This window comes from Vibrio viridaestus, from assembly GCF_003856525.1.
GTDB lineage: Bacteria > Pseudomonadota > Gammaproteobacteria > Enterobacterales > Vibrionaceae > Vibrio > Vibrio viridaestus.
In genome coordinates, this window is the sequence record NZ_RJVQ01000002.1 from 411,013 (window position 1) to 436,260 (window position 25,248).

A 25,248-nucleotide genomic window follows, 5' to 3' on the forward strand; every position below is an offset into this window, starting at 1 on the left:
ATTGAAGCTATCCCATCTGTATGGATTTCGTGACAGCGAGTGCGGCATATGAAGATTAATCTAGGCACAACATCTGACGTTTCAAATGTTAAAACAACGCCGAAAGTGGATGGAAAAAGCGATAAGTCAGAAGATGATAGCTTTTTCGGTAAGCTTGCTGCGCTTTTTTCTGGTGGTGACAGCAAGGAATCTCAGGTTAAGACCGCTGTGGGAAAAGGCGATTCGTCTACTCAAGGTAAGCTAGAAGCGAAAACGGATGCTGAAGCGGCTAAGCTCGGTGACGATGAAGCTGTTGGTGAAAAACTCAAGTCTTTAACGGCTGACGGTGATATCGACACGGCTAAACAATCCAAGGTTTCTGGGGAATCCTCTGCGGAGCTAACTCCAGATTCACAAGCGTTAAAAACCAGTGATCCTGGCGAGAAAACAGATAAATTGGCTCAATCGGCCATGCCTCAATTGGAAGAGAGTGAATCCGAAGGTGACGTAAGTTCGGTAATGGACGAAGGCAAAACAGTTCTGAATCGTCTTAAAGAGGCAAATGGAACTTTGGTCTCCGGCAAAGCGTTGCCTCAGGACAGTCGTTTGGATACTGAATCGGTTAAGAACACCGAAATCGATGGGCAAGAGACAATTGATGTAACCCAGTTGAAGGGTGTCAAAGAAGTAAAAATTCCATCTAAAACCAGCCATAACCAGCAAGTTACTCCTTCTCAGGATAATAATGGTGTTAATAGGGGACCTCAATTTGATTTTGTTACCGATTCACAGCATGTTTCTTTAGAGCAACCTGTTGATATCGATACTCTTCCCATCCCAAATGATATTAAAAAAATGCTAGCGGAACTGCCGCCGGAAGAGGCTCAGGAAGTCGTGAGTCAATATTTAGTCTCTCAAGATAAAGAAATATCACCGGAAATGACGGATGGTATTCAGGGGAGCTTACCGAGCAATGCCGTTCAACCACTAGAGCAGAATGCAGCCGAATCTATGCCCGAAGAGCCTATTAGAACACGCGATTCGCTTTTATCGGCTCAGCATAAGATGAGTGAGGGTGACAATATTCCAACACAGGAGCAATTGGCCTATTTTTCGCCAAACTTAAATATGGCGGCATCAGGTCAGCAACAACAATCGGAAGCATTGGTTGTCATGGGGGATGACGGGCAATTTATTAATCTAGATTCCCTTAGTAAAGCCGAGATCGAAAAGCTGGCTCATAAGCAAGGCAAGACCATTGATCAGTTACTTGCTAGTGCTGTACAGATGAATACGGTTCAGCATCAGTCTCAGTTTGCTGCGATTCAGCAGGCCGACAAACAGGCTCTCAATTCAGTCGCTATACCGACGGCTAACGATGCATCCGCTCCCCTTAATTCTGTTGCTGCCACAGATGTCGCTGCACAAATGGCTAAAAATATGAATCGCTCTTTGGATCCTCGGTTCGGATTGGATTCCGACAATCGAAAGCTGGATATTAGAGAGCTTGAAGGGGATAAAATAAGTAAAGATGGGCATATGTCTCAGTCTTTTTCGGCTATCCATAATCAGGCAACACAGTCATTGACTCAGCTTTCTAAATTAGACGCAGCTCAAGCTCAGCCACCAGTACACATCAATAAGGAAATGGCATCCGATCAACTCGCTGAAAGGGTGCAGATGATGTTATCGAAAAACCTGAAAAATATTGATATTCGTTTGGATCCGCCGGAATTGGGTAAAGTCCATATACGAATGCATATGAATGGTGATGCGACATCGGTTCAATTTACAGTAGCGAATCATCATGCTCGTGATGCGTTAGAAAATAGTTTGCCGCGTTTACGGGAAATGCTTTCCCAGCAAGGCGTTCAAGTTGGTGACACTGCGGTTCAGCAGCAGTCCAGCCAGCAACAAAATGGCTACGCTGCATCCGGACGAGAGCAATCTCAAGGTGGAAACTCTGGGGTAGATTCAGGTTTTGGGGCAGAAAATACTGAGTCAGATGTTACACTTACAATGAATGTTAAAAATCCGCGTGATGGCATAAGCTATTACGCATAGTCAAAATTCAAACGAACAATTAAAGAGTTTATATGGCTGACGAAGAACTACAAGAAGCGCCTAAAGGCAAAAGTAAGCTATTAATCATAATCATCGCTGCGGTTGTTTTACTTGCTGGTGGTGGCGGTGCCGCATTTTTCTTACTGGGATCTGATGATGGCGATACCAGTGCCAAGGAAACCAAAAAAGAAGCGGTTGTTCCGGCTGAACCCGTTGTTTATGTCAGTTTGCCTCAGCCCTTCGTGTTTAACGTTGCGGGAGATAAGCGTGACCGAATGGTTCAAATAAAAGTTCAACTGATGGTGCGGGGATCTGAAAACGAAAACGATGCCCGTTATCACTCTCCATTGGTAGAGAGTACATTGCTTTCCACCTTTGCTGCTGCAACGGTTGAGCAATTACGCAGTCCAACGGGAAGAACAGATTTACGTAACAAGGCAACTGATGATGTAAGAACGGCTCTGGGTCGAGCCGTTGGCAGACCTGTTATTGAAAAAGTATTATTTACTGACTTTGTCATGCAATAAAGGTGATTAGGTGACTGATTTATTAAGTCAAGACGAGATCGATGCGCTACTTCACGGAGTAGATGACGTTGATGATGAAGAAGACGAAGGCGGTGGTGGCGAGAATACCAGTGCGGTTAACTTTGACTTCTCATCTCAAGACCGAATTGTTCGTGGGCGAATGCCGACGCTTGAGCTTATTAATGAACGTTTCGCTCGGCACATGCGAATCAGTTTATTTAATATGCTGCGTAAGACAGCGGAAGTATCGATCAATGGTGTTCAGATGATGAAATTCGGTGAATACCAAAACACGCTTTATGTACCGACAAGTTTGAATATGGTGCGTTTTCGGCCTTTAAAAGGGACAGCGCTTATTACGATGGAAGCTCGCCTAGTTTTTATTATGGTGGAAAACTTCTTTGGTGGTGATGGCCGTTTTCACGCTCGAATCGAAGGCCGCGAGTTTACACCAACCGAACGTCGTGTCATTCAGTTAATTCTGAAGTTAGTGTTTGCCGATTATAAAGAAGCTTGGGCACCGGTGATGGGTGTCGAGTTCGAATATCTCGACTCGGAAGTGAACCCGAGCATGGCTAATATCGTGAGCCCAACAGAAGTGATCGTCGTGAGCTCATTTCATATTGAAGTTGATGGCGGGGGCGGTGACTTCCACGTGGTTATGCCATATTCCATGGTTGAGCCTATTCGAGAGTTACTCGATGCTGGTGTACAGTCAGACAAAATGGAAACGGATGTACGTTGGAGTTCTGCCCTAAAAGAAGAAATCATGGATGTGCCTGTTAATTTTAGAGTTAATTTGTTGGAGCGAGATTTATCGCTTAGAGATTTAATGGAGCTACGTCCCGGCGATATTATTCCGATAGAAATGCCGTCACATGCATTGATGTTTGTAGAAGAGTTACCGACTTTCCGAGTAAAAATGGGGCGTTCAGGCGATAAAATTGCCGTTCAGGTTTCAGAAAAAATTAAACGTCCCGACGTTGTTAAAACGGATTTGGCCTTCCTCAGTGAGAATATAATTTCTGAACTTGAAGAAGAAGATGATATTGAACAAAAAGTGAAAAAAGACGAATAGGTGAATCATGTCTGAGTCTGATGATCAAAAACTAGCCGATGAATGGGCTGCTGCTCTGGGCGAAGATCCGAGCGCACCTGATATTGATGTTGATGAAGTGTTAGCGGCTCCTCTTGAAGAATTAAAAGATACGTCGAAGCCACTATCTGATGATGAGCGTCGAAAACTCGACACAATCATGGATATCCCCGTGACCATCTCTATGGAAGTCGGTCGCTCGCAGATCAGTATTCGAAACTTGCTTCAGTTGAATCAGGGGTCGGTTGTTGAGCTTGATCGGATTGCAGGGGAGTCTCTCGACGTTCTTGTTAATGGAACCCTGATTGCTCACGGTGAAGTCGTTGTCGTCAACGACAAATTTGGTATTCGTTTGACTGATGTAATTAGCCAAACCGAGCGCATTAAAAAGCTGAAGTAGTCATCGTTATGAGAACAACCAGATCAATACTGCTTGCGTTAACTTTCGGCTCTTGTCCTGTTCTGGCTGCTACAGAAAGTAGTAGCCAGTTTGATCTGCTGGCTACCTTTGGTTCATTGCTGTTTGTCATTGCACTGATTCTTGGGCTTGCCTGGATTATGAAACGTATGAGGATTCCCGCCTTAGGACGAGAAAAGGATTTTGCTGTTATTCGGCAAATTCCGTTGGGAGCGAGAGAAAGACTAATGGTTGTTAAAGCTGGAGATGAGCAGTTTGTTATTGGCTCAACACCGCATTCGATTCAACTTATTTCGAAGCTAGATACACCATTAAAAGATCATAGTGATAATTCGTCAACGACCTCAGTTTCTGCGTCGTTTGCTAAGCAACTCAATCAGTTAATGAAGAAGAATGAAAAAAATTAATGTCTCATATGGTTGGCTAGTACCGTGGCGTTGGATAGCAATGTGCTTATTGTTAATCGCGACAGTGTTTCCTGCATTAGCTCAGGAAGAGGAAGCTCCGGCTGCAGCAAATTCTGTCGTCACTCAGAGTGTGACGTCCAATGGAATTAGCTCTAGTTCGACCATCGGGCAATTTACAAATGGTGGTATTCCTGCCATCACAATGACATCGAATCCCGATGGCAGTGAAGATTATTCCATCAATCTGCAGATTCTGGCTCTGATGACTATGCTGGGTTTTTTGCCCGCCATCGTCATACTCATGACCTCATTTACGCGCATTGTTGTCGTTATGTCTATATTGCGACAGGCGATGGGCTTGCAACAAACCCCATCCAATCAGGTCATCATCGGTATTTCTCTTTTTCTAACCTTTTTTATTATGTCTCCTGTGTTCGATAAGATAAATCAACAGGCTGTGCAACCGTATCTTAATGAGCAGATTACGGCCCGCCAAGCTTTTGATAATGCTCAGCAGCCGATGAGAGAGTTTATGCTCAAACAAACTCGGATTAAGGATCTGGAGACGTTCGTCAATTTGTCGGGTTCCGATGCAAAAGATCCGCAAGATGTTGCGATGTCGGTATTGATACCAGCGTTTATCACATCTGAACTCAAAACAGCGTTTCAAATCGGCTTTATGTTGTTCCTTCCGTTTCTCATTATTGACTTAGTGGTTGCCTCTGTTTTGATGGCGATGGGTATGATGATGTTATCGCCTATGATTGTATCGTTACCCTTTAAGTTGATGTTATTCGTCTTAGTAGATGGTTGGAACCTTATTTTGTCAACGTTAGCCGGCAGTTTCTCTGTCTAGGAGAATGTAATGACACCAGAACTCTTTGTTGAAATATTTCGTGATGCTCTTTGGATTGTGTTGATCATGGTCTCAGCGATTATCATTCCTAGTTTATTAATTGGTTTGGTTGTCGCCGTGTTTCAGGCCGCGACATCGATCAACGAACAGACACTCAGCTTTTTACCTCGTCTTATCGTCACGTTGCTGGCACTTATGTTATTTGGTCACTGGATGACTCGAATTCTGATGGATTTTTTCCAGACGATGATTGAACGGATTCCTCAGGTATTGTATTAAATGAATGGAATTGAGTATCCAACTACTCTTGTTCTGGAATGGATAGCCAATTACTTTTGGCCTTTTGTTCGTATTTCTTCTATGTTGATGGTCATGAGTGTAACGGGAGCTCGTTTTGTTCCTTCCAGAGTTAGGCTCTACCTCTCTTTAGCTGTCACTGTGGCGGCAATGCCTGCCATTCCGGCTGTTGATTCTTCTATTGTTCTTTTTTCCTTACCCGGATTTCTCGTTACGTTTAATCAGATTGTTATTGGTGTGGCGATGGGAATGATTACCCAGTTTATGGTGCAAACCTTCGTTATGCTTGGGCAGATCATTGGTATGCAGGCGAGCTTGGGTTTTGCATCGATGGTTGATCCGGCAAATGGGCAAAATACACCGCTACTTGGTCAGTTATTCATGTTTCTGGCAACGTTGTTTTTTCTCAGCAGCGATGGGCATCTAAAACTCATTCAATTGGTGGTCTATAGTTTTAAGACATTACCTATTGGTTCTGGTGGGCTTGAGGTAGGAGAGTTTCGTGAGATGGCTACGTGGTTGTCCATGATTTTCAAAGTTGCATTGAACATGTCTTTATCTGGGATCATTGCTTTGCTAACAGTGAATCTCTCTTTTGGGGTTATGACGCGTGCGGCTCCTCAGCTTAATATTTTCTCGTTGGGCTTTGCCTTTGCTTTATTGGTTGGCCTGTTGATTTGTTGGTATTTGATATCCGGACTCTATACCCATTATGACCAATATTGGGAGTATGGTGAGCAAGCGTTATGCCGGATGATCAAACTGAATTGTTAGGAGAGTCGAATGGCAGAGTCTGACGGTCAGGAACGTACCGAAGAGGCCACCCCCCGAAGGCGACAACAAGCCAGAGAGAAAGGGCAGGTGGCTCGTTCAAAAGAGCTAGCATCCGTCTCAGTACTTGTCGCTGGCTCGGTTGCGCTAATGTGGTTTGGGCAGTCGTTAGCAAAAGATATTTATAGAATGATGTCGCGCTTGTTTAATCTTAGTCGAGAGGAAGTTTTCGATATGAACAAGCTGTTTGATATTGCCTCCGGTGCGGTTATTTCTATCGTTCTGCCTTTAGCTCTGATTCTAATTATGCTCTTTATCGCGGCCCTAATTGGTGCTGCGGGTGTGGGTGGTGTCCAATTCTCGGCTGAAGCGGCTAGGCCAAAGCTTAATAAACTTAACCCTCTCAGTGGGCTAAAGCGAATGTTTGGTATGCAGAGCTGGGTTGAATTGATCAAGTCTATTTTAAAAGTGTCTTTAGTCGCAGGTGTCGCGTTTGGGCTGATTACCAGTTACCAGCAAGACCTTTTCCAGCTCAGTCTCGATATATTTCCACAAAATATTTTTCATGCTCTCGATATATTGCTCAATTTTGTACTGTTAATCAGTTGTTCCTTACTCGTCGTAGTGGCAATTGATATCCCTTTTCAGATCTGGCAGCACTCTAATCAGTTAAAAATGACCAAACAGGAAGTTAAAGATGAGTACAAAGAAACTGAGGGAAAGCCAGAAGTAAAAGGTCGTATCCGTATGTTGCAAAGAGAAGCCGCTCAAAGACGGATGATGGCAGATGTTCCACAGGCGGATGTGATTGTCACAAACCCAGAGCATTTTTCTGTTGCCCTTCGCTATAAGCAGGGAACCGATAAAGCACCGGTCGTTGTTGCCAAGGGGGTCGATCATATCGCAATGAAAATTAGGGAAGTCGCCCGAGAACATGATATTTTTATTGTGCCAGCACCGCCTCTTGCCCGAGCTTTGTATCATACGACAGAACTGGAACAGGAAATACCGGATGGATTATTTGTCGCGGTTGCGCAGGTTTTGGCGTATGTATTCCAGCTAAAACAGTACCGTAGAAAAGGTGGAAAACGCCCTTCACTGAATAAAGATGCGATGAATATACCACCCGATATGTACTACTAACGTTATTTTTCGGGAATTGAAAGCAGAACCATTAGAGCACCATCACCACCAAATTCGAGAGGTGTCTGATGAAAGGCCATGACGTCTGGATGTTGTGCCAGCCAAAGCGGTACTTTTTGTTTAAGAATGTGCTTGCCGATTCCATGCTGCACGCAAGCACAGTGTACGGACTCCTTTACGCAATACGCTATCATGGCTCCCAATTCTCGTTTTGCTTCTTTCTGGGTCATGCCATGCATATCCAAAAATACATCGGGCACATAGACACCACGGCGTAATTTTTTGAGCTCATATTTAGAAACATCCGTTCTGGCATAACGAGTTGGCCCTTCGTTGTTGAGAAGCGGAACAAACTCATCTGAGAAGTAAAAACCACTATTATTTGCTTCCCTCGATTCACGACGAACTTCTTTTTGTTTAGCGTTTCTGTTTGGTTGCTGGAGTATGGTATCCTGTCGCAACTTTTTTACGCCCTTTACTTCCTCGCGAAATAAAGCGAAGTCATCATCAGAATGAATATCTTTGTCTGTCATTGGCTCGTTTTATGTCATATTTAATGAGAGGACGTATTGTAGCGCTTTTTGGAGGCAAATTTGGATAAGATTTTTGTAGAAGAAGCTGTTTCTGAGCTTCATACGCTTCAGGACATGATTCGTTGGACGGTCAGCCGTTTCAACGCAGCAAACCTTTTTTACGGTCATGGGACTGATAATGCTTGGGATGAAGCGGTACAACTGATTTTACCTACACTGTATCTTCCGATTGATGTGCCTTCACACGTATTAAATTCGCGTTTAACCAGTAGTGAGAGAACTCGAGTGGTTGAACGAGTGATTCAGCGTATCAATGAGAGAAAACCAGTTGCTTATATCACCAATAAAGCCTGGTTCTGTGGTTTAGAGTTCTTCGTTGATGAACGAGTACTCGTGCCACGCTCACCAATTGGTGAGCTAATTCAGCAGCAGTTCGAACCATGGCTAGCGGGAGAACCGACTCGTATCATGGACCTGTGTACCGGAAGCGGTTGTATTGCTATTGCTTGTGCTCATGCTTTTCCTGATGCTGAAGTTGATGCCGTCGATATATCGACAGACGCTCTCAATGTTGCAGAGCAAAATATTCAGGATCATGGACTGGAGCAGCAGGTTTTCCCTATTCGTTCCGATCTATTCCGTGATCTGCCTAAAGAGCAGTACGATATTATTGTTACTAATCCTCCCTATGTTGATGAAGAGGACATGGGAAGCTTACCGAATGAATTCAAGCATGAACCTGAGTTAGGGCTTGCTGCAGGGTCTGATGGACTTAAGCTAGCGCGCCGCATTTTAGCTAATGCGCCTAACTATCTGGCTGATAATGGTATTCTGATCTGTGAAGTCGGTAACTCAATGGTTCATATGATGGATCAGTATCCTCATATTCCGTTCACCTGGATTGAATTTGAGAATGGCGGTCACGGCGTATTTCTGCTAACAAAAGAGCAATTAGTCGAACATAAAGACGAGTTTGCACTCTATATAGACTGAATCAGATAAGATTAACCCGATAAATTGCGCCTAACAGTCTTTACATCCATTGGGTTTAAAGCGACTATGAGGCGCATTAAGAATTGAGAATATTTCGCAGCGTATAAAGAAATGCGTTGCAATAGGATTAGAGGAACACATGGCAGGAAATAGCATAGGACAACATTTCCGTGTGACGACGTTTGGAGAGAGTCACGGTATTGCATTAGGTTGTATCGTGGACGGTTGCCCTCCAGGATTGGAAATATCAGAAGCTGACTTACAGCAGGATTTAGATCGCCGTAAACCCGGTACATCTCGCTACACAACTCAACGTCGTGAAGCGGATGAAGTCAAGATTCTATCTGGTGTATTTGAAGGTCAGACAACCGGTACGTCGATTGGGTTATTGATTGAAAATACGGATCAACGCTCAAAAGATTACTCTGAGATTAAGGATAAGTTCCGTCCAGGGCACGCTGATTACACATACCATCAAAAATATGGCGTGCGTGATTATCGTGGTGGTGGTCGTTCTTCTGCGCGTGAAACCGCAATGCGTGTAGCTGCTGGTGCTATTGCGAAAAAATATCTTAAGCAAAAATTTGGCGTTGAGATTAGAGCTTATCTATCACAAATGGGTGATGTTTCGATTGATAAAGTCGATTGGAATGAGATTGAAAATAACGCCTTCTTCTGTCCTGATGTCGATAAAGTCGATGCTTTTGACCAATTGATTCGTGATCTCAAAAAAGACGGAGATTCGATTGGTGCAAAAATTCAGGTCGTGGCAACTCAAGTCCCTGTTGGGTTAGGTGAGCCAGTATTCGATCGTCTTGATGCTGATATCGCCCATGCTTTAATGAGTATCAATGCGGTTAAAGGTGTGGAGGTTGGTGACGGTTTTGATGTCGTAAATCAACGAGGTAGCCAGCATCGCGATACTCTATCTCCTAATGGTTTTGGCAGCAATCATGCTGGTGGTATCCTTGGTGGTATTTCTACTGGCCAAGATATTGTGGCGAATATTGCATTGAAACCCACATCCAGTATTACCGTTCCTGGGGATACAATCACGAAAACGGGTGAAGCGACTCAGTTAATCACAAAAGGCCGTCATGATCCTTGTGTGGGTATTCGCGCTGTGCCGATTGCTGAGGCTATGTTGGCCATTGTATTGATGGATCATCTGTTACGTCATCGTGGTCAGAATCAGGATGTAGTCACTGAGACGCCTAAGATTTAGCGACAAGCTCGGCATGTTTTATGTTGAAAGCCCTCGATGAGGGCTTTTTTGCCTTTATGACTTTACCTCGAACTGCAAAACAAGCAGAATGCTTCGCGCATTTGTATTCCTTTTGACGATAAAAAATGAACCATCAATATCAAGATTTGATCGATATTTTTAATCGAACGTTTTATGGCAGCTATAACACTAAGCTAGAACTTGGTGGGGATGAGCCTATTTATCTCCCAGCTGATGAATCAGCGTCCTATCATCGTATCATTTTTGCTCGCGGTTTTTATGCTTCAGCGTTACATGAAATTGCTCACTGGTGTGTTGCTGGACCAGAACGTCGATTAAAAGAAGATTTTGGTTATTGGTATGAACCTGATGGTCGAACCGAAGATGTTCAAAAGGCATTCGAAAAAGTTGAAATCCGTCCTCAGTCCTATGAATGGATTTTATCAATGAGCGCTGGTTTTCCTTTTACGGTCAGTTGTGACAATTTAAACGGAAGTTTTGAACCAGACAGATTAGCGTTTATGCATCAGGTTTATAATGAAGTAATGACCATTCTCCAACAGGGTTTACCGAAACGAGTTGCCATGTTATCTGAAGCATTACGAGATTTTTATCAAGTACCGCCGCTTAAGGCGGAACTGTTTTTAGTTAAATAAGTGAACGAGTTATGATTATTGAATACGAAGAAAAGCTGTTAGAACTTATCGATGCGCGAATTGAATCGGCATCAGACGATGAATTGTTCGCGGGTGGGTATTTAAGAGGTCATATTTCTCTATCAGCAGCGGCTTGTGAGGATGAAGGCATAAATGATATCGATATTCTGAATCAGCGAATCGAAGCGAGCCTTAATGATGCTCGTTCTGAGTTGACGCCAGCAGATAGAGTTGTGGTTGCTGAGTTATGGCAGGAATTACAGCAGCAAGCGTAGTGTACGTTCTAAATATTTGAATGAGATTAACCAATTATTCAGATTGTTGCTTACGTTAGGATGGATTATTCTTATTTCATCAAATAACGAGAGGAACAAAACATGAAAGTTATCGCATTTGGAGCAAGTACCAGTTCTACGTCAATTAACAAATTTTTAGCAACTTATGTAGCAAAATTAGTCCCCAACGCAGAAGTTGAAGTTCTGGACATCACTAAGTATGACGTCCCAATGTTCAGTGAAGACAAAGAAAAAGAAATTGGTCAGGCTGAAGGCGCAAAAGCATTTTTAGCAGACCTTGCTACAGCGGATGCTTTGGTCATTTCGTTTGCTGAGCATAACGGACACTATCCTGCTGCTTACAAAAACTTGTTTGACTGGTCTACCCGTATTAACCAGAAAGTGTATCAAGATATTCCAGCAGTCTATCTTGCAACTTCCCCAGGTCCTGGTGGCGCTCAGTCAGTATTGGCGGCTGCAAACGCTTCTGCTGGCTACTTCGGCGGTAATGTGAAAGGCTCGCTATCTGTTGCAAGTTTCTATGACAAGGCTGATTTAGCAGCGGGCACTATTACTGATTCAGCATTGCAAGTTGAGCTCAAAGAGTTAGCTGCAAAATTAGTATAATATAACGGCCTGCTACTCAGGCCATTATCGAGAAGGTATGGCGACTTATGATTCGACAGGCTTACCTTTTCTCAGTTTTCTCACCCACATTCTAGCTGGGTGAAGCCTCTCGGTGAGATCCACTGCTAACGGTAGAGGATCTCCGGCTATTAACGAGGCCAAGTACTCACCTAAAAACGGAGCTGTGCTTAACCCTCTAGAGCCCAATCCTAAAAAGGCGTATAAGTTGGGTTCGCAACTCAAAGTTTGTGCACTCTCTAAATCTTCTTTTACTAAGTTCTTATACTGCTGCTTAACACTGTCTAATTGAGCTATATTGCCGACGAACGGTAGATGATCCCTGCTGACACAGCGGACACCTTGTCTTGATTGATTATCTGAGATATCGACTTCTTCTGGCCATGACTGGTTTGGTAGGCAATTAATGAGTCGCTGTTTATTCTCTTCTTGAGCTGCCGCATCAAAAATGGTGTCGATATGCTGCTTGTCGTAACTCGCTCCTATACAATGGCTTTGATGTTGCTCATCGCATGGCGTCATGTAGCCATCGTAGCAAAGCACGGATTGCATTTTACTCAATTCAGGATTGGTTGGAATGTAGCTTACCTGACCTTTTACCTGTCCAAGGGGGAGCTGATTCGCAAATGATAACTGACCAAACTGATGTCCATTGGCGACAACGACACTTTGATGTTGAAATTGCAGCCCGTCATTGGTAGATAGAACCCAGTAGCTACCCTCATGCGCAATATCGGTAATTTCACATGAGTAGTGCGTCGTTAAATTCGATTGTTCTTCTAATTGGCGCAGAGTCTGCTCGGTAAATTGTGCAGGGTATAGCCAGCCACCCAGTGGATAGAACAGACTTTCCATCTCAGTCTTCAAACCAAGAGTTTCGTTTGTTTCTTCTCCTGTTTGTCTATATACAAGATCGCGATGATAGTCACCATCAAGAATATTATTGAGCTTTTTGGACGATTTATCATCCCACATCAGCTGCGTTACGCCACACCACTGATGAGCGAAATCAAATTGTTCCGCTGCCTGGTTGATAAATTGACGAGTATAAAAGAAAGCATTTGAAAAAATACGTGATATTTCATTGTTTTCTTTCGTCAGTAATGGATAAATGGCTCCCTGACGATTTCCAGAAGCGCCTTCTGCGGGTTTTGCATCTTTACAATAAAGGGTGACCGATAAACCTCTTCGACAAAGAGCTTTCGCGAGACTTGCACTCGCAATCCCCCCCCCGATAATAGCGATATCGGTGACGTTGTTCGTTTCATATAGTCGAAACCAAGGAGCCATATTTGACATGCTTGTACGCTGCTGTAGAGAGCCGGCCAGCATATCCCGTTTGGTACCGAAGCCCTTGACTTTCTTCATATCGAAGCCAGCTTCTATCAGCCCACGACGAACAAACCCCGCAGCAGTAAACGTTGCACAAGAGCACTGTTCACGGCTTAGTTTCGCCATATTATTAAATAAAGTTTGATTCCACATCTCAGGGTTTTTGCTTGGTGCAAAACCATCTAAGAACCAGCAATCGATAATACCATCATCTGCAAAGGGGACCTGTGGCATGCAGTCTTTGATATCTCCAAACCATAAATCAAGCGTGATCATTCCATCAGCTAAAACAATACGATGACAGCCGGCAACGGCAGGAGGATAATATTTGTGTAGCTCTGCTGCGTATTTTTTTAATTCGGGCCACGATTCATGTGCTTTAATTAAGTCATGAAGTTGAATAGGGTACTTTTCAAATGTGATGAAGTGTAATTCTTTTGTCTCACACTCTGGATATTGTTGACGAAACTCAGCAAATCGTTGCCAGACAGCGAGAAAGTTTAATCCAGTACCAAAACCCGTTTCACCGATCACAAAGCGCCGTTTTGTTGTTGAATGCCAACGTTCTGGCAGGCCATTTTGGTGTAAAAAGACATATCGGGTTTCTTCTAAACCGTTTACGTTAGAGAAGTAGACGTCGTCAAACTGGTCTGAAACAGGGGTTCCAGCTTCATTCCAGTCGAGGTTTGCGTTGGTAATGGAAGACATATTTGAAGAAATTCACTTTATCTAAGACAATATTTGTAATGAATTGTACGAATTTCTTGGAAAGCTGACCACTTTTGTTATGCTTGTCCGTTATTATTTAGCTGTATTTATATTTATAGGAATGACAAATGAAACGAGTCGTAATCACCGGTATGGGTATTGTTTCAAGTATCGGTAACAACGTCGAGGAAGTTCTTTCATCTCTTAAAGCAGGTAAGTCAGGTATCACTGCCTCTGAACAGTTTAAGGAACAAGGACTTCGCTCTCAGGTTTGGGGTGATCTGAAGATCAATCCAGCTGAGCACATTGACCGCAAACAAATGCGTTTTATGGGCGACGCGGCCGCGTATGCATACCTATCTCTAGAACAAGCAATTGCTGATGCAGGCCTGGCTCCAGAGCAAGTATCAAATGAACGTACTGGTATCGTCGCAGGTTCTGGCGGAGCTTCTTCTCTAAACCAAGCTGCGGCTGTTGATATTCAACGTGAGAAGGGCGTTAAACGTGTTGGACCTTATATGGTTCCTCGTACCATGTCTTCTACTGTTTCTGCATGTTTGGCAACACCGTTTAAAATCCGTGGTGTTAACTACAGTATGAGTTCTGCTTGTGCGACATCTGCACACTGTATCGGTCATGCGATGGAACTTATCCAGCTTGGAAAACAAGACATTGTCTTTGCTGGCGGTGGTGAAGAACTAGACTGGACTATGACGATGATGTTTGATGCCATGGGTGCATTATCAACTAAATATAATGACACACCAGAATTGGCTTCTCGTACATACGATTCTGCTCGTGATGGTTTCGTTATCTCTGGTGGCGGCGGTATGTTAGTTGTCGAAGAGCTTGAGCATGCTTTGGCTCGTGGAGCAAAAATCTACGGTGAGATCGTTGGTTACGGCGCAACATCTGATGGTTACGATATGGTTGCACCATCTGGCGAAGGCGCTGTGCGTTGTATGAAGATGGCAATGGAACACGTCGATGGCGTTGACTATGTCAATACACACGGTACATCTACTCCTGTAGGTGACGTAAAAGAGTTAGGCGCGATTCAGGAAGTGTTTGGTGGTAATAGCCCTGCAATCTCTGCAACTAAAGCAATGACAGGCCATGCGTTAGGCGCTGCAGGTGTTCATGAAGCTATCTATTCAACATTGATGCTGACTCACAGCTTTATCGCTCCAAGTATCAACATTGAAAATCTTGATGAAGCGGCTGAAGGTCTGGATATCGTGACTGAAGCTCGTGAGCAAGAGCTGACAACGGTTATGTCAAATAGCTTCGGTTTTGGTGGTACTAACGCAACGTTGGTGATCAAAAAGTACCAAGCGTAAGCGACGATTAGTCTCTTTTAAAAATACCCGCCATTCATCTGGCGGGTATTTTTTCTTTCATCCCTCGACACAGTCTCTTCGTTGAGTACAATCCCAGTACCAAAATTAATTGAATTATTACAAATGAAAATCCTGATAGATGAAAATATGCCCTATGCCGAAGGGTTATTCAGCCAACTCGGTGATGTTGTTTTAAAAGCTGGACGTCAAATGACTGCTGATGATCTTGTCGGTGTCGATGCTTTAATGATTCGCTCAGTTACGAAAGTAAACGCTTCATTATTGGCAAAAGCAGATAAGCTTAAGTTTGTCGGTACTGCGACAGCTGGCATGGATCATGTTGACCAGGCACTATTGAAAGAGAAAGGCATATATTTCACTGCAGCTCCAGGATGTAATAAGGTTGGCGTTGCTGAGTATGTACTAAGTTCATTAATGGTTCTTGGACAGCAACAAGGCTTTTCTATTTTTGATAAGACGATAGGTATTATTGGTGCAGGTCAAGTTGGGAGCTACCTTTCACAAGCTCTCGCTGGAATTGGTATCAAGGTACTCATTAACGATCCTCCTAAACAAGCTCAAGGTGATCTGCGTTGCTTTACACCCATTGATGAGCTTATTGAACAGTCGGATGTCATTACTGTTCATACGCCATTAACTAAGGATGGTGATTGTCCAACGCATCACTTATTCGATCAGGCTCGCTTAGAGTTATTACGCGCAAACCAAATATTAATCAATGCAGCTCGTGGGCCTATTGTTGATAACAATGCGTTGAAAGCACGTCTGGAAAAAGGTGACGGTTTTACGGCGGTTTTGGATGTATTTGAGCATGAGCCTATTGTTGATCATGACCTATTGCCTTTGCTGGCGTTTGCGACTCCGCACGTTGCTGGCTATGGTCTTGAAGGTAAAGCTCGTGGTACGACCATGATATTTAATAGCTACTGTGAGTTTCTTGGCAATGGCTTAAGTGCTGATCCCACAGAACTACTACCAACAGCGCCAATTCCTAATGTGACATTGTCAAAAAAATGGGATGAATCAGATTTAAATAGTTTGATCCAATTAGTCTATGATGTGCGTAAGGACGACGCGATTTTTCGTCGTAATATCGGGCCTGAAGGTGCATTTGATAAAATGCGTAAAGACTATTGGGACCGTCGAGAGTACAGCGCAATTACCGTAAAAGGTAACAATGATTTCGATTTGGAATCACTAAATAAATTAGGTTTTAAAGTAGAGGTATAGAATGAGCCAAATGTTTAATGTCGCGATTTTAGGCGCAACTGGCACCGTTGGTGAAACCATGCTCGAGGTATTAGAGCAGCGTGAATTCCCAGTTGATAACCTTTACTTGCTAGCCACAGAAAAAAGTGAAGGCAAAACATACCGTTTTAACGGTAAGACCGTGCGCGTGCAAAATGTGGAAGAGTTTGATTGGTCTCAGGTTCATATTGCTTTGTTTTCTGCTGGTGCGTCAGTGTCTGAACGTTGGGCTCCAGTAGCTGCTGATGAGGGTGTGATAGTCATTGATAACACATCACAATTTCGCTACGAATACGATGTTCCCCTCGTTATTCCAGAAATCAACCCCGAGGCTATAGCTGAGTTTCGTAACCGCAATATTATCGCTAACCCAAATTGTTCTACTATTCAGATGTTGGTTGCGTTAAAGCCAGTCTACGATGCGGCAGGTATCGATAGAATTAATGTGACGACCTATCAGTCTGTTTCTGGAGCTGGTAAAGCTGGAATTGATGAGCTTGCCGGGCAGACAGCAAAACTACTGAATGGTTTGCCAGCAGAACCATCTGAATTTTCTCAGCAGATCGCTTTTAACTGTATCCCTCAAATTGATGAATTTCTTGATAATGGTTATACCAAAGAAGAGATGAAGATGGTTTGGGAAACACAAAAGATATTTAACGATCCGAACTTAATGGTGAACCCTACCTGTGTACGTGTACCCGTATTTTATGGACATGCTGAAGCTTTACATGTGGAAACCAGTTCTCCTATCGATGCTGAGCAAGTTGTTCAGTTACTTGAGCAAGCGGATGGGATAGAGGTCTTTACTGGAGCTGAGTTTCCAACTCAGGTTAGAGATTCGAATGGTAAAGATACCGTTTTAGTTGGTCGTATCCGTGGTGATATTAGTCATCATAGCGGCATTAACATGTGGGTTGTGGCAGATAATGTTAGAAAAGGCGCGGCAACTAACGCAGTTCAGATAGCTGAAGTTCTGATTCGAGATTATATCTAATAATAAAAAAACCACCGCATGCGGTGGTTTTTTTTAATTCTTAAAATGACTTACATTTTGCGCTTATGAGCATTAGGGTCATTTTTACAAGCACCATCGGTACATCGACCATACAGATATAAGCTATGGTTCGTTAGTTTTACGTTGTACATTGATGCAATCTCTTGTTGGCGTTTTTCGATAACGTCGTCAGAGAACTCAATCACTTCGCCACAGTCTAGACAGACTAGATGATCATGGTGATGCTGAGTTGATAATTCAAATACAGATTTACCGCCCTCAAAATGGTGACGAGTAACAATACCAGCGTCATCAAATTGGTTAAGAACTCGATATACAGTTGCTAGTCCGATCTCTTCACCTAAATCGATTAACTTTTTATATAAATCCTCAGCGCTGATATGCTGACATTCTGGTTGTTGAAGTACTTCCAGGATCTTTAGTCTTGGCAGCGTTACTTTTAATCCAGCATCTTTAAGCGCTTGGTTGTTATCAGACATATACTTTCCTGTTGATAATCTGCATCAATTACAGAATTTGTTTATTTGGAATATTATAGGCGACTCAGTAATAACAATAAACCATGAAATTCACAAGGTTTTCGTTGGTCTTAACAATAATAAGAATAATACTAGGTGAGAATAGGAATTAATAAATAAAGGGAGGGATAAAATAGGGTTAATACGTGAAGTAGCCCTGATTTGTCAGAGCTACCTCTAAAATCTGGAAATTAATCTTCCAATTCTGCAAGATACATTTCTTCGTAGATTTGTTTAACCCAAGTAGTGACACGCTCTTCTGTCAATTCGGGTTGACGATCTTCATCAATACAAAGGCCAAGGAAATGACTGTCATCCACTAGGGCCTTTGATGCCTCAAACTCATAGCCTTCTGTTGGCCAGTAACCAATAATAGTCGCGCCTTTAGGTTCTATGATGTCACGTAGAGTACCCATTGCATCGCAGAAGTACTCAGCATAATCTTCCTGGTCACCACAACCAAATAGAGCAACTAGCTTAGTAGAAAAGTCGATGTCTTCAAGCTCTGGGAAGAAGTCGTCCCAATCACATTGAGCTTCACCGTAATACCAGGTAGGGATACCTAATAACAGAAGGTCGAAGTTCTCGATGTCTTCTTTGCTGCTCTTTGCAATGTCTTGAACGTGTACAAGTTTTTCTCCGAGTTGCTTTTGAATCATTTTAGCAACGGCTTCAGTATTACCAGTATCACTACCAAAGAAGATACCTACACTTGCCATAGATTATTACCTTTCTCTAACTTTAAATTGATTAGGATAAAGCAAGACGCCGCTTTATAAGCATTAATCGCTTGAAAGTCTGTTATCCCAGAATAATCCGCGAACTATACCATTGTTATTAGGACTTGTTAACGATGTTTTCTGATTATAGCAATGAGAATGAGATTAATTCCTGTCATAGAATTTATAGATTGCCCGGAGTACTTCTTGAGGTTTCTCTGCATGTAACCAGTGACCTGTATTGGCGATGATATGCGCCTTAGCATTAGGAAACTGCTGGACGATTTGTGATTGATAGTCGGAGATGATGTACTCCGAATCACCACCTTTAACGAATAAGGTCGGAGTAGCGACGGGTTCAATGGGGTCCCAGCCAAGAATATTAGGGTAATTCAGTTTCAAAGAAGAAGCATTAAAACGCCATTGCATAATACCGTGAGCATCTTTATACAGTGATTTCCCCAAAAATTGACGCACACCCTCAATTTTTACTCGTTGGGCTAAAGTTTCCAAAGCCTCTTTTCTCGACGTAACACGCTGAGCATCAACAAGCTCTATACCCGCAAACACATCATCGTGACGGTTTTTAGTATAGTGAATTGGTGCCATATCGAGTACGACTAATGATGTAACGCGTTTGCTATCCAAGGAGGCCAATTTCATGGCCGTTTTTCCACCCATGGAATGACCAATGATAGATACCTTGTCCAATTTTAGGTGATCCAGCAATGCGATCACATCTTCCGCCATGTTCTGGTAGTTATGTTCATCAGAATGGAACGACAGTCCGTGGTTACGCAGATCAATACTGATGATCTGATAATGCTGACGAAGATCACGTGCAAGTATTCCCAAGTTATCCAAACTGCCGAATAAGCCATGGATAAGGATGATGGGAAGACCTTCTCCCTCTATTTTATAATGAATTAAGCCTGACATTTTCTCTTAATAGTGTTGGGTTTAACGTAGAGTATCCGCAAAGATCTCGTTATAATCCCTGAGAGTTTAAACATAGAGATTGTGAAAAGCGAATGAAAACAATTGAGGTTGATGAGGAATTATACCGTTACATTGCTAGCCAAACCCGTCATATCGGAGAAAGTGCTTCTGATATTTTACGCCGACTTTTAGGTGTCGATGGAACAGATTCGGGTTTAGTTAAAGCGGTAACAGAGGATGTAACACAACAAGTTGCTGAAGAAGTGGCTCCAGTTGTTCAACCAGAAGGACTCGTTGTCAGTAAAGATGCAGGTAAGCTTAATTCTCACGATGCCGTTAAAGCGATGAGAGAGTTATTGATTTCGGATGCCTTTGCTGAACGTAAAAAAGTTATCGATCGCTTTATGTTAGTTCTTTCGACATTGTATGGTATTGATTCTGAGAGTTTCTCTGCAGCAATGTCAGTGAAAGGGCGTAAACGTGTTTATTTTGCCGATAATGAAAGCACGCTTCTCGAACATGGCAATACAACCAAACCAAAAGCAATTCCAGATACTCCTTTTTGGGTTATTACCAACACAAATACTAGTCGTAAACAGCAAATGGTAGAGCAGGTGATGACTCGTATGAATTTTCCAATGGATATTATTGAGAAAGTTTCTAATGCTATTTAAATAGACTCTTAGTCTGTGTGTATCTAATTTGAGACTGAATGTGCATTTATCACGTAGTATTATAATTTTTGTTTCCAATAAATTTTTAATAACAAAGGATGTCATATGGCTAATCACCCTCGAGCAGGACAGAAAGCACTCCAAGAAGATCTGCAGAATATCCCTGCACTAGTGGCCAATTATTACTTGCGTCAGCCTGATGCAAGTAATGCTGCACATAAAGTGGAGTTTGGTACATCTGGCCACAGAGGTACTGCGAATAAAACAACGTTTAACGAAAATCATATTTTAGCTATTGCTCAGGCTATCGCAGAAGTGAGAGTTGAGAAGGGAACTCAAGGTCCGATGTTTGTTGGAAAAGATACACATGCGTTATCTGAGCCTGCATACTCAAGCGTTGTTGAAGTTCTTATTGCTAATGGTATCGAGGTGATTGGTCAAATTGATAATGGGTATACTCCAACACCAGGCGTTTCTCATGCGATTCTGACTTACAACAAAGTTAGTGATAAGAAGGCTGATGGTATTGTTATCACTCCGTCTCATAACCCACCTCAAGATGGCGGCATCAAGTACAACCCAATCCATGGTGGCCCAGCTGAGGCTGAACTAACTCAAGCTATTCAGGACCGTGCAAATGACATCATTGCAGATGGCTTGAAAGCGGTAAAACGTGTTGATATTGAAACGGCAAAATCTTCTGATTTATATAACGAAGTTGATCTTATTACTCCCTACGTAAATGATTTGGTGAATGTCATTGATATCGAAGCGATTCAAAAAGCCAACCTAAAGATAGGGGTTGACCCTCTTGGTGGTAGCGGCATTGAATATTGGCGTTCAATTGCAAAAACGTATGAGCTTAATCTAACACTAGTTAATGAAGCGATTGATCCAACCTTCCAGTTTATGTCATTGGATAAAGATGGCGTGATTCGCATGGATTGTTCATCACCATATGCGATGGCGGGTTTGCTAGCATGGAAAGACGAGTATGATTTAGCGTTTGGTAACGACCCAGACTACGATCGTCATGGTATTGTCACGCCAAAAGGATTAATGAATCCAAACCATTTCTTAGCTGTGTGTATTGATTACCTATATCGTCACCGTTCATCTTGGAAAGCTGACGTTGCTGTTGGTAAGACTCTCGTTTCCAGCGCGCTTATTGACCGCGTCGTAGCTGACTTGGGCCGTGAACTGTGTGAAGTGCCTGTAGGCTTCAAATGGTTTGTTGATGGTTTATATTCAGGTGAGTTTGGTTTTGGTGGCGAAGAGAGTGCGGGAGCGTCATTCTTGCGTAAAGATGGTACGCCTTGGTCAACAGATAAAGATGGCATCATCTTATGCCTTCTTGCTGCTGAGATTACCGCAGTAACGGGTAAAAACCCTCAAGAATATTATGAAGAACTCGCCGCTAAACATGGTGAGTCTAAGTACAATCGTATTCAAGCTGTGGCAAATGGTGCACAAAAAGATATTTTGAAGAAATTATCTCCCGAGATGGTTTCTGCAGAAACGCTTGCTGGCGATCCTATTACAGCGCGTTTAACCCATGCTCCTGGTAACGGTGCTGCTATTGGTGGGTTGAAAGTAACGACTGAGTTTGGTTGGTTTGCGGCTCGCCCTTCTGGTACTGAAGATATTTACAAAATTTACTGTGAGAGCTTTAAAGGCGAAGAGCATTTAAAACTGATTGAAGATGAAGCGCAGAAAATTGTAAATCAGGTATTCGCTGACGCGGGGTTGTGATCCCATACTTCAATGAAGTAATAAATAGGCGCTTTGGCGCCTATTTTTTTGTCTTTTTCGGCCATTCATCCGGTACCACAAACCAGAATGTTCCATCTTTTGTTTGAGCGTGAACGAATCGATCACCGATATTTCCTAAGGGTTCGTGATAATCACTTGCTCCCGTTATCCACTGCCATTTCTGTAGTGGGTAAAGCGAATCTGCAATTTTATCGACTTCACTTTTAAAACACCAAAATCCTTTTACTCGTTCAAGATTAATTGGAATATCCAGGCATTGCTCCGGAATTAGTTCGGGTCGAAAGGGATTGATGTAAAGACGTCCCTGCATGAGCAGCTTTGGAACCACAGGATTCCAGTCAGGATAAGTCTCTTGGAATAGAGAGGTTTGGCACATTGTTAACTGATGATTAAGCATTCTCTCCAGTTTCTTATCCAACCTATCTTGCGAATTTGGCCCGTACCATAAACTGTTATGCAGAAGATAGAACTTAACTGCAACTTCCCATTGTTCAATATGTCGCGTTGCTTGATTATCTACAATAAAGTCAATCGCACCGAGCGTCTGTTTGTGCTCATTGTTTAACTGAATTTCCTCAGCAAGTAACTGATATTGAGCCGAAGATGCAAAAAGCTGGCTACAGACGTGCTGATAGATAAAACCAAGTCGATGATTACCCTGATACTCTTTATTGAGATTATCACCATCATATAAGGTATCGGGAAACTCAGGAGCAATAACGTCAGTTCCGTCGAGTAAAGAAGGGCTTTGTCGGATCCAGTTGGCTATCTGATTGAGATCCATATTTCACCTTTGTTGAACTATTATAGCGGACATTGTAGCCTGAAAGGGACGAGCTAACGAACTGTTCACAGGAATTATAATGAATAACATAGAGCTGGAATCATTACTAAATAAAACGCTTAATCCTGAATTGATAAAAGATTATTGCCCCAATGGTCTTCAGGTAGAAGGGCGTCGGGAAGTGAAGCGTATACTGACAGGTGTGACGGCATCATTGGCATTGATTGAGAAAGCTATTGAATTAAACGTTGATGCACTCTTAGTCCACCATGGCTATTTTTGGAAAGGCGAGTCAGAATCTATTCGCGGTATGAAGGGCAAGCGTATTAAAAAGCTGATGCAGAATGATATTAATCTTTATGCTTATCACCTTCCTTTAGATATTCATCCGACGTTGGGAAATAATGCTCAATTAGCCAAACTTCTCGATATTACGGTAGAAGGTGGATTAGAGGGTCATCCGCAATCGGTTTCAATGTATGGATCTTTTGCTGAGCCGATCAAAAGTTCACAATTAAAAGAACGAATTTCCCGTGTTCTAAATAGGACTCCTCTTCATATAGCGTCTGATTCAGATAAAGAAATACGGTCTATTGCCTGGTGTACTGGTGGTGGGCAGGACTTTATTGACCTTGCTGCCGCAAAAGGAATTGATGCTTATATATCCGGGGAAGTCTCTGAGCGAACCACATACAGCGCGAGAGAACAGGGTATTGATTATTTTGCTGCAGGTCATCATGCAACAGAGCGTTATGGCGTAAAAGCTTTGGGAGAGTGGTTAAATGAAAACCATGGATTTGATGTTACCTTTGTTGATATCGATAATCCGGTTTAATGATAAAAAAAGAGCGAGTCTACACTCGCTCTTTTTTGTTATATGCAAACAAATCTGGAATTATTCACGTTCAAACTGAGGTTTGAAATCACGTAGTTTTTCGCCAGTATAAAGCTGTCTTGGACGTCCAATACGGCTTTCTGGGTTACTGTGCATCTCATTCCAGTGAGCAATCCAGCCAATGGTACGAGACATCGCGAATATCACTGTGAACATTGAAACAGGAATACCAATCGCTTTAAGAATGATACCTGAATAGAAGTCCACATTCGGATATAGTTTTTTATCAACAAAGTATTCATCAGAAAGAGCAATTCTTTCCAGTTCCATCGCAACATCTAATAATGGATCATTGATATCGAGTTCTTTCAATACTTCGTGGCATGCTTCACGCATTACTGTTGCGCGAGGGTCATAGTTTTTATAGACACGGTGACCGAAGCCCATCAAACGGAATGGGTCATCTTTGTCTTTGGCGCGAGTAATGAACTCTGGAATACGCTCAACGCTTCCAATCTCTTCTAGCATACGAAGACAAGCTTCGTTAGCTCCACCGTGCGCAGGGCCCCATAGAGAAGCGATACCCGCGGCAATACATGCGAATGGGTTAGCGCCAGAGGATCCTGCTAGACGTACTGTTGAAGTCGATGCGTTTTGTTCGTGGTCTGCGTGAAGAGTAAAAATCTTATCCATTGCACGAGCAACGATTGGGTTCACTTCGTAATCTTCACAAGGTGTAGCGAACATCATATGAAGGAAGTTTTCCGCATAAGTTAGGTCATTGCGTGGATAAATGAATGGCTGACCAATCGAATATTTATAACACATCGCTGCCAAGGTTGGCATTTTTGATAGTAAACGGAAAGCCGCGATCTCACGGTGGCTGTCATTATTTATATCAAGAGAATCGTGGTAGAACGCAGCTAGTGCACCTACAACACCCACCATAATTGCCATTGGGTGTGCGTCACGACGGAAACCATGGAAGAAGCTCGCGATTTGCTCATGAACCATGGTATGACGAGAAATCGTATGGGTAAATTCCTCGTATTGCTTCCTGCTCGGAGCCTCGCCGTATAGAAGGATGTAACAAACTTCTAGATAATCGGCGTTATTGGCTAGTTGATCGATCGGATATCCACGATGCAATAAAACACCTTTATTACCATCGATATACGTGATCTGAGATTCACAAGATGCAGTGGCAAGAAAACCGGGGTCAAAAGTAAAATAACCATTAGCTCCCAGTTGACGAACATCGATTACTTGAGGTCCCATTGCACCATCAATAATCGGCAGTTCGATTGGCGCTCTACCTTCGATGTGAAGGGTCGCTTTTATATCTGCCATAACAATCTCCTATGTTTATTATTTAATCCGTCCAGGATTGTTTGCGAGCCAAATTCTTACCTTGTAACGGGATAAAGTCAATTTTTCTGATTCGTTGTGTGCAC

Annotated in this window: 27 protein-coding genes; 20 read left to right on the forward strand and 7 right to left on the reverse strand. The window is 42.8% G+C overall.

All coding sequences use genetic code 11. The features are described 5' to 3' along the window. Positions 1 to 48 precede the first annotated feature (48 nt). The 9 genes from EES38_RS05810 to flhB are packed head-to-tail and all read left to right on the forward strand — an operon-like array spanning position 49 to position 7,558. Positions 49 to 2,043 (forward strand): flagellar hook-length control protein FliK, encoded by a 1,995-nt coding sequence (locus tag EES38_RS05810; protein ID WP_124936227.1) that lies wholly within the window; start codon positions 49 to 51, stop codon positions 2,041 to 2,043. A 32-nt stretch (positions 2,044 to 2,075) separates the two neighbouring features. Then, positions 2,076 to 2,570 (forward strand): flagellar basal body-associated protein FliL, encoded by a 495-nt coding sequence (fliL, locus tag EES38_RS05815; RefSeq protein WP_124936228.1) that lies wholly within the window; start codon positions 2,076 to 2,078, stop codon positions 2,568 to 2,570. A gap of 10 nt (positions 2,571 to 2,580) precedes the next feature. Beyond that, entirely contained in the window at positions 2,581 to 3,648 is a 1,068-nt protein-coding gene (fliM, locus tag EES38_RS05820) for a flagellar motor switch protein FliM (RefSeq protein WP_124936229.1), read from the forward strand. A 7-nt stretch (positions 3,649 to 3,655) separates the two neighbouring features. Beyond that, complete coding sequence (gene fliN, locus EES38_RS05825; protein WP_124936230.1) at positions 3,656 to 4,066, forward strand: flagellar motor switch protein FliN; 411 nt, start codon at positions 3,656 to 3,658, stop codon at positions 4,064 to 4,066. An 8-nt stretch (positions 4,067 to 4,074) separates the two neighbouring features. Continuing rightward, on the forward strand, positions 4,075 to 4,491 hold the full coding sequence (gene fliO / locus EES38_RS05830; RefSeq protein ID WP_124936231.1) for a flagellar biosynthetic protein FliO: 417 nt from the start codon (positions 4,075 to 4,077) through the stop codon (positions 4,489 to 4,491). After that, on the forward strand, positions 4,478 to 5,347 hold the full coding sequence (gene fliP, locus EES38_RS05835; protein ID WP_124936232.1) for a flagellar type III secretion system pore protein FliP: 870 nt from the start codon (positions 4,478 to 4,480) through the stop codon (positions 5,345 to 5,347). The genes fliO and fliP overlap by 14 nt, the downstream gene beginning before the upstream one ends. 9 nt (positions 5,348 to 5,356) lie before the next feature. Then, entirely contained in the window at positions 5,357 to 5,626 is a 270-nt protein-coding gene (fliQ, locus tag EES38_RS05840; RefSeq protein WP_124936233.1) for a flagellar biosynthesis protein FliQ, read from the forward strand. 9 nt (positions 5,627 to 5,635) lie between these two features. Then, positions 5,636 to 6,418 (forward strand): flagellar biosynthetic protein FliR, encoded by a 783-nt coding sequence (gene fliR / locus EES38_RS05845; RefSeq protein ID WP_124936565.1) that lies wholly within the window; start codon positions 5,636 to 5,638, stop codon positions 6,416 to 6,418. 9 nt (positions 6,419 to 6,427) lie between these two features. Then, positions 6,428 to 7,558 carry a flagellar biosynthesis protein FlhB gene (gene flhB / locus EES38_RS05850; RefSeq protein ID WP_124936234.1) on the forward strand — a complete coding sequence of 377 codons (1,131 nt, stop codon included), beginning with the start codon at positions 6,428 to 6,430 and terminating at the stop codon, positions 7,556 to 7,558. 2 nt (positions 7,559 to 7,560) lie between these two features. Here flhB and smrB read toward each other — a convergent pair whose 3' ends face one another. Continuing rightward, the gene (gene smrB, locus EES38_RS05855; protein ID WP_124936235.1) at positions 7,561 to 8,091 is read right to left on the reverse strand and encodes an endonuclease SmrB; all 531 of its coding nucleotides are present in this window, start codon (positions 8,089 to 8,091) and stop codon (positions 7,561 to 7,563) included. 60 nt (positions 8,092 to 8,151) lie between these two features. Between smrB and prmB the strand changes: the two genes are divergently transcribed. The 5 genes from prmB to EES38_RS05880 all read left to right on the forward strand — a co-directional run bounded on the left by prmB (position 8,152) and on the right by EES38_RS05880 (position 11,867). Next, positions 8,152 to 9,084: a 50S ribosomal protein L3 N(5)-glutamine methyltransferase gene (gene prmB, locus EES38_RS05860; protein WP_124936236.1), complete on the forward strand. Its 933-nt coding sequence runs from the start codon at positions 8,152 to 8,154 to the stop codon at positions 9,082 to 9,084. 139 nt (positions 9,085 to 9,223) lie between these two features. Continuing rightward, positions 9,224 to 10,309: a chorismate synthase gene (gene aroC / locus EES38_RS05865; protein WP_124936237.1), complete on the forward strand. Its 1,086-nt coding sequence runs from the start codon at positions 9,224 to 9,226 to the stop codon at positions 10,307 to 10,309. Between the two features lie 125 nt (positions 10,310 to 10,434). Then, entirely contained in the window at positions 10,435 to 10,965 is a 531-nt protein-coding gene (locus EES38_RS05870; protein ID WP_124936238.1) for an elongation factor P hydroxylase, read from the forward strand. 11 nt (positions 10,966 to 10,976) lie between these two features. After that, entirely contained in the window at positions 10,977 to 11,240 is a 264-nt protein-coding gene (locus EES38_RS05875) for a YfcL family protein (RefSeq protein WP_124936239.1), read from the forward strand. Between the two features lie 102 nt (positions 11,241 to 11,342). Next, the gene (locus EES38_RS05880; protein ID WP_124936240.1) at positions 11,343 to 11,867 is read left to right on the forward strand and encodes an NADPH-dependent FMN reductase; all 525 of its coding nucleotides are present in this window, start codon (positions 11,343 to 11,345) and stop codon (positions 11,865 to 11,867) included. A 45-nt stretch (positions 11,868 to 11,912) separates the two neighbouring features. Here EES38_RS05880 and mnmC read toward each other — a convergent pair whose 3' ends face one another. Then, entirely contained in the window at positions 11,913 to 13,925 is a 2,013-nt protein-coding gene (gene mnmC, locus EES38_RS05885) for a bifunctional tRNA (5-methylaminomethyl-2-thiouridine)(34)-methyltransferase MnmC2/FAD-dependent 5-carboxymethylaminomethyl-2-thiouridine(34) oxidoreductase MnmC1 (protein WP_124936241.1), read from the reverse strand. 128 nt (positions 13,926 to 14,053) lie between these two features. On the opposite strand from mnmC, the gene fabB reads away from it, so the two are divergent. From fabB to EES38_RS05900, 3 genes are all read left to right on the forward strand, one after another. Next, on the forward strand, positions 14,054 to 15,265 hold the full coding sequence (gene fabB / locus EES38_RS05890; protein ID WP_124936242.1) for a beta-ketoacyl-ACP synthase I: 1,212 nt from the start codon (positions 14,054 to 14,056) through the stop codon (positions 15,263 to 15,265). A gap of 123 nt (positions 15,266 to 15,388) precedes the next feature. Beyond that, positions 15,389 to 16,516 carry a 4-phosphoerythronate dehydrogenase gene (locus EES38_RS05895; protein ID WP_124936243.1) on the forward strand — a complete coding sequence of 376 codons (1,128 nt, stop codon included), beginning with the start codon at positions 15,389 to 15,391 and terminating at the stop codon, positions 16,514 to 16,516. A 1-nt stretch (position 16,517) separates the two neighbouring features. Beyond that, a complete protein-coding gene (locus EES38_RS05900; RefSeq protein ID WP_124936244.1) occupies positions 16,518 to 17,531 on the forward strand; it encodes an aspartate-semialdehyde dehydrogenase in 1,014 nt (337 codons plus the stop codon). Positions 17,532 to 17,581: 50 nt separating this feature from the next. Here EES38_RS05900 and fcrX read toward each other — a convergent pair whose 3' ends face one another. From fcrX to EES38_RS05915, 3 genes are all read right to left on the reverse strand, one after another. Beyond that, complete coding sequence (fcrX, locus tag EES38_RS05905; protein ID WP_124936245.1) at positions 17,582 to 18,031, reverse strand: ferric iron uptake transcriptional regulator FcrX; 450 nt, start codon at positions 18,029 to 18,031, stop codon at positions 17,582 to 17,584. Between the two features lie 230 nt (positions 18,032 to 18,261). After that, a complete protein-coding gene (fldA, locus tag EES38_RS05910; RefSeq protein WP_124936246.1) occupies positions 18,262 to 18,789 on the reverse strand; it encodes a flavodoxin FldA in 528 nt (175 codons plus the stop codon). Positions 18,790 to 18,954: 165 nt separating this feature from the next. Then, entirely contained in the window at positions 18,955 to 19,728 is a 774-nt protein-coding gene (locus EES38_RS05915; protein ID WP_124936247.1) for an alpha/beta fold hydrolase, read from the reverse strand. 92 nt (positions 19,729 to 19,820) lie between these two features. Between EES38_RS05915 and seqA the strand changes: the two genes are divergently transcribed. Together seqA and pgm are read left to right on the forward strand one after the other, a co-directional pair. Continuing rightward, positions 19,821 to 20,402 carry a replication initiation negative regulator SeqA gene (gene seqA, locus EES38_RS05920; protein ID WP_124936248.1) on the forward strand — a complete coding sequence of 194 codons (582 nt, stop codon included), beginning with the start codon at positions 19,821 to 19,823 and terminating at the stop codon, positions 20,400 to 20,402. Positions 20,403 to 20,507: 105 nt separating this feature from the next. Then, complete coding sequence (gene pgm, locus EES38_RS05925) at positions 20,508 to 22,154, forward strand: phosphoglucomutase (alpha-D-glucose-1,6-bisphosphate-dependent) (protein ID WP_124936249.1); 1,647 nt, start codon at positions 20,508 to 20,510, stop codon at positions 22,152 to 22,154. A 40-nt stretch (positions 22,155 to 22,194) separates the two neighbouring features. Here the strand turns inward: pgm and EES38_RS05930 are convergent, their stop codons facing one another. Then, on the reverse strand, positions 22,195 to 22,959 hold the full coding sequence (locus EES38_RS05930) for a DUF1853 family protein (protein ID WP_124936250.1): 765 nt from the start codon (positions 22,957 to 22,959) through the stop codon (positions 22,195 to 22,197). Between the two features lie 79 nt (positions 22,960 to 23,038). Here EES38_RS05930 and EES38_RS05935 point away from each other — a divergent pair, with 79 nt between their 5' ends. Then, positions 23,039 to 23,794: a Nif3-like dinuclear metal center hexameric protein gene (locus EES38_RS05935; protein ID WP_124936251.1), complete on the forward strand. Its 756-nt coding sequence runs from the start codon at positions 23,039 to 23,041 to the stop codon at positions 23,792 to 23,794. A 60-nt stretch (positions 23,795 to 23,854) separates the two neighbouring features. Here EES38_RS05935 and EES38_RS05940 read toward each other — a convergent pair whose 3' ends face one another. Further along, on the reverse strand, positions 23,855 to 25,144 hold the full coding sequence (locus EES38_RS05940; RefSeq protein ID WP_124936252.1) for a citrate synthase: 1,290 nt from the start codon (positions 25,142 to 25,144) through the stop codon (positions 23,855 to 23,857). Positions 25,145 to 25,248: the final 104 nt, after the last annotated feature.

Bases quoted from the DNA above. Each gene is read 5' to 3' on its own strand.
- fldA (WP_124936246.1), bottom strand. From the start codon at position 18,789: ATGGCAAGTGTAGGTATCTTCTTTGGTAGTGATACTGGTAATACTGAA.
- fliP (WP_124936232.1), top strand. From the start codon at position 4,478: ATGAAAAAAATTAATGTCTCATATGGTTGGCTAGTACCGTGGCGTTGG.
- EES38_RS05895 (WP_124936243.1), top strand. From the start codon at position 15,389: ATGAAAATCCTGATAGATGAAAATATGCCCTATGCCGAAGGGTTATTC.
- EES38_RS05810 (WP_124936227.1), top strand. From the start codon at position 49: ATGAAGATTAATCTAGGCACAACATCTGACGTTTCAAATGTTAAAACA.
- fabB (WP_124936242.1), top strand. From the start codon at position 14,054: ATGAAACGAGTCGTAATCACCGGTATGGGTATTGTTTCAAGTATCGGT.
- mnmC (WP_124936241.1), bottom strand. From the start codon at position 13,925: ATGTCTTCCATTACCAACGCAAACCTCGACTGGAATGAAGCTGGAACC.
- seqA (WP_124936248.1), top strand. From the start codon at position 19,821: ATGAAAACAATTGAGGTTGATGAGGAATTATACCGTTACATTGCTAGC.
- fliQ (WP_124936233.1), top strand. From the start codon at position 5,357: ATGACACCAGAACTCTTTGTTGAAATATTTCGTGATGCTCTTTGGATT.
- flhB (WP_124936234.1), top strand. From the start codon at position 6,428: ATGGCAGAGTCTGACGGTCAGGAACGTACCGAAGAGGCCACCCCCCGA.
- EES38_RS05940 (WP_124936252.1), bottom strand. From the start codon at position 25,144: ATGGCAGATATAAAAGCGACCCTTCACATCGAAGGTAGAGCGCCAATC.
- EES38_RS05875 (WP_124936239.1), top strand. From the start codon at position 10,977: ATGATTATTGAATACGAAGAAAAGCTGTTAGAACTTATCGATGCGCGA.
- EES38_RS05880 (WP_124936240.1), top strand. From the start codon at position 11,343: ATGAAAGTTATCGCATTTGGAGCAAGTACCAGTTCTACGTCAATTAAC.
- smrB (WP_124936235.1), bottom strand. From the start codon at position 8,091: ATGACAGACAAAGATATTCATTCTGATGATGACTTCGCTTTATTTCGC.
- pgm (WP_124936249.1), top strand. From the start codon at position 20,508: ATGGCTAATCACCCTCGAGCAGGACAGAAAGCACTCCAAGAAGATCTG.
- fliO (WP_124936231.1), top strand. From the start codon at position 4,075: ATGAGAACAACCAGATCAATACTGCTTGCGTTAACTTTCGGCTCTTGT.
- EES38_RS05900 (WP_124936244.1), top strand. From the start codon at position 16,518: ATGAGCCAAATGTTTAATGTCGCGATTTTAGGCGCAACTGGCACCGTT.
- fliN (WP_124936230.1), top strand. From the start codon at position 3,656: ATGTCTGAGTCTGATGATCAAAAACTAGCCGATGAATGGGCTGCTGCT.
- EES38_RS05935 (WP_124936251.1), top strand. From the start codon at position 23,039: ATGAATAACATAGAGCTGGAATCATTACTAAATAAAACGCTTAATCCT.
- aroC (WP_124936237.1), top strand. From the start codon at position 9,224: ATGGCAGGAAATAGCATAGGACAACATTTCCGTGTGACGACGTTTGGA.
- fcrX (WP_124936245.1), bottom strand. From the start codon at position 18,031: ATGTCTGATAACAACCAAGCGCTTAAAGATGCTGGATTAAAAGTAACG.
- EES38_RS05915 (WP_124936247.1), bottom strand. From the start codon at position 19,728: ATGTCAGGCTTAATTCATTATAAAATAGAGGGAGAAGGTCTTCCCATC.
- fliL (WP_124936228.1), top strand. From the start codon at position 2,076: ATGGCTGACGAAGAACTACAAGAAGCGCCTAAAGGCAAAAGTAAGCTA.
- EES38_RS05870 (WP_124936238.1), top strand. From the start codon at position 10,435: ATGAACCATCAATATCAAGATTTGATCGATATTTTTAATCGAACGTTT.
- EES38_RS05930 (WP_124936250.1), bottom strand. From the start codon at position 22,959: ATGGATCTCAATCAGATAGCCAACTGGATCCGACAAAGCCCTTCTTTA.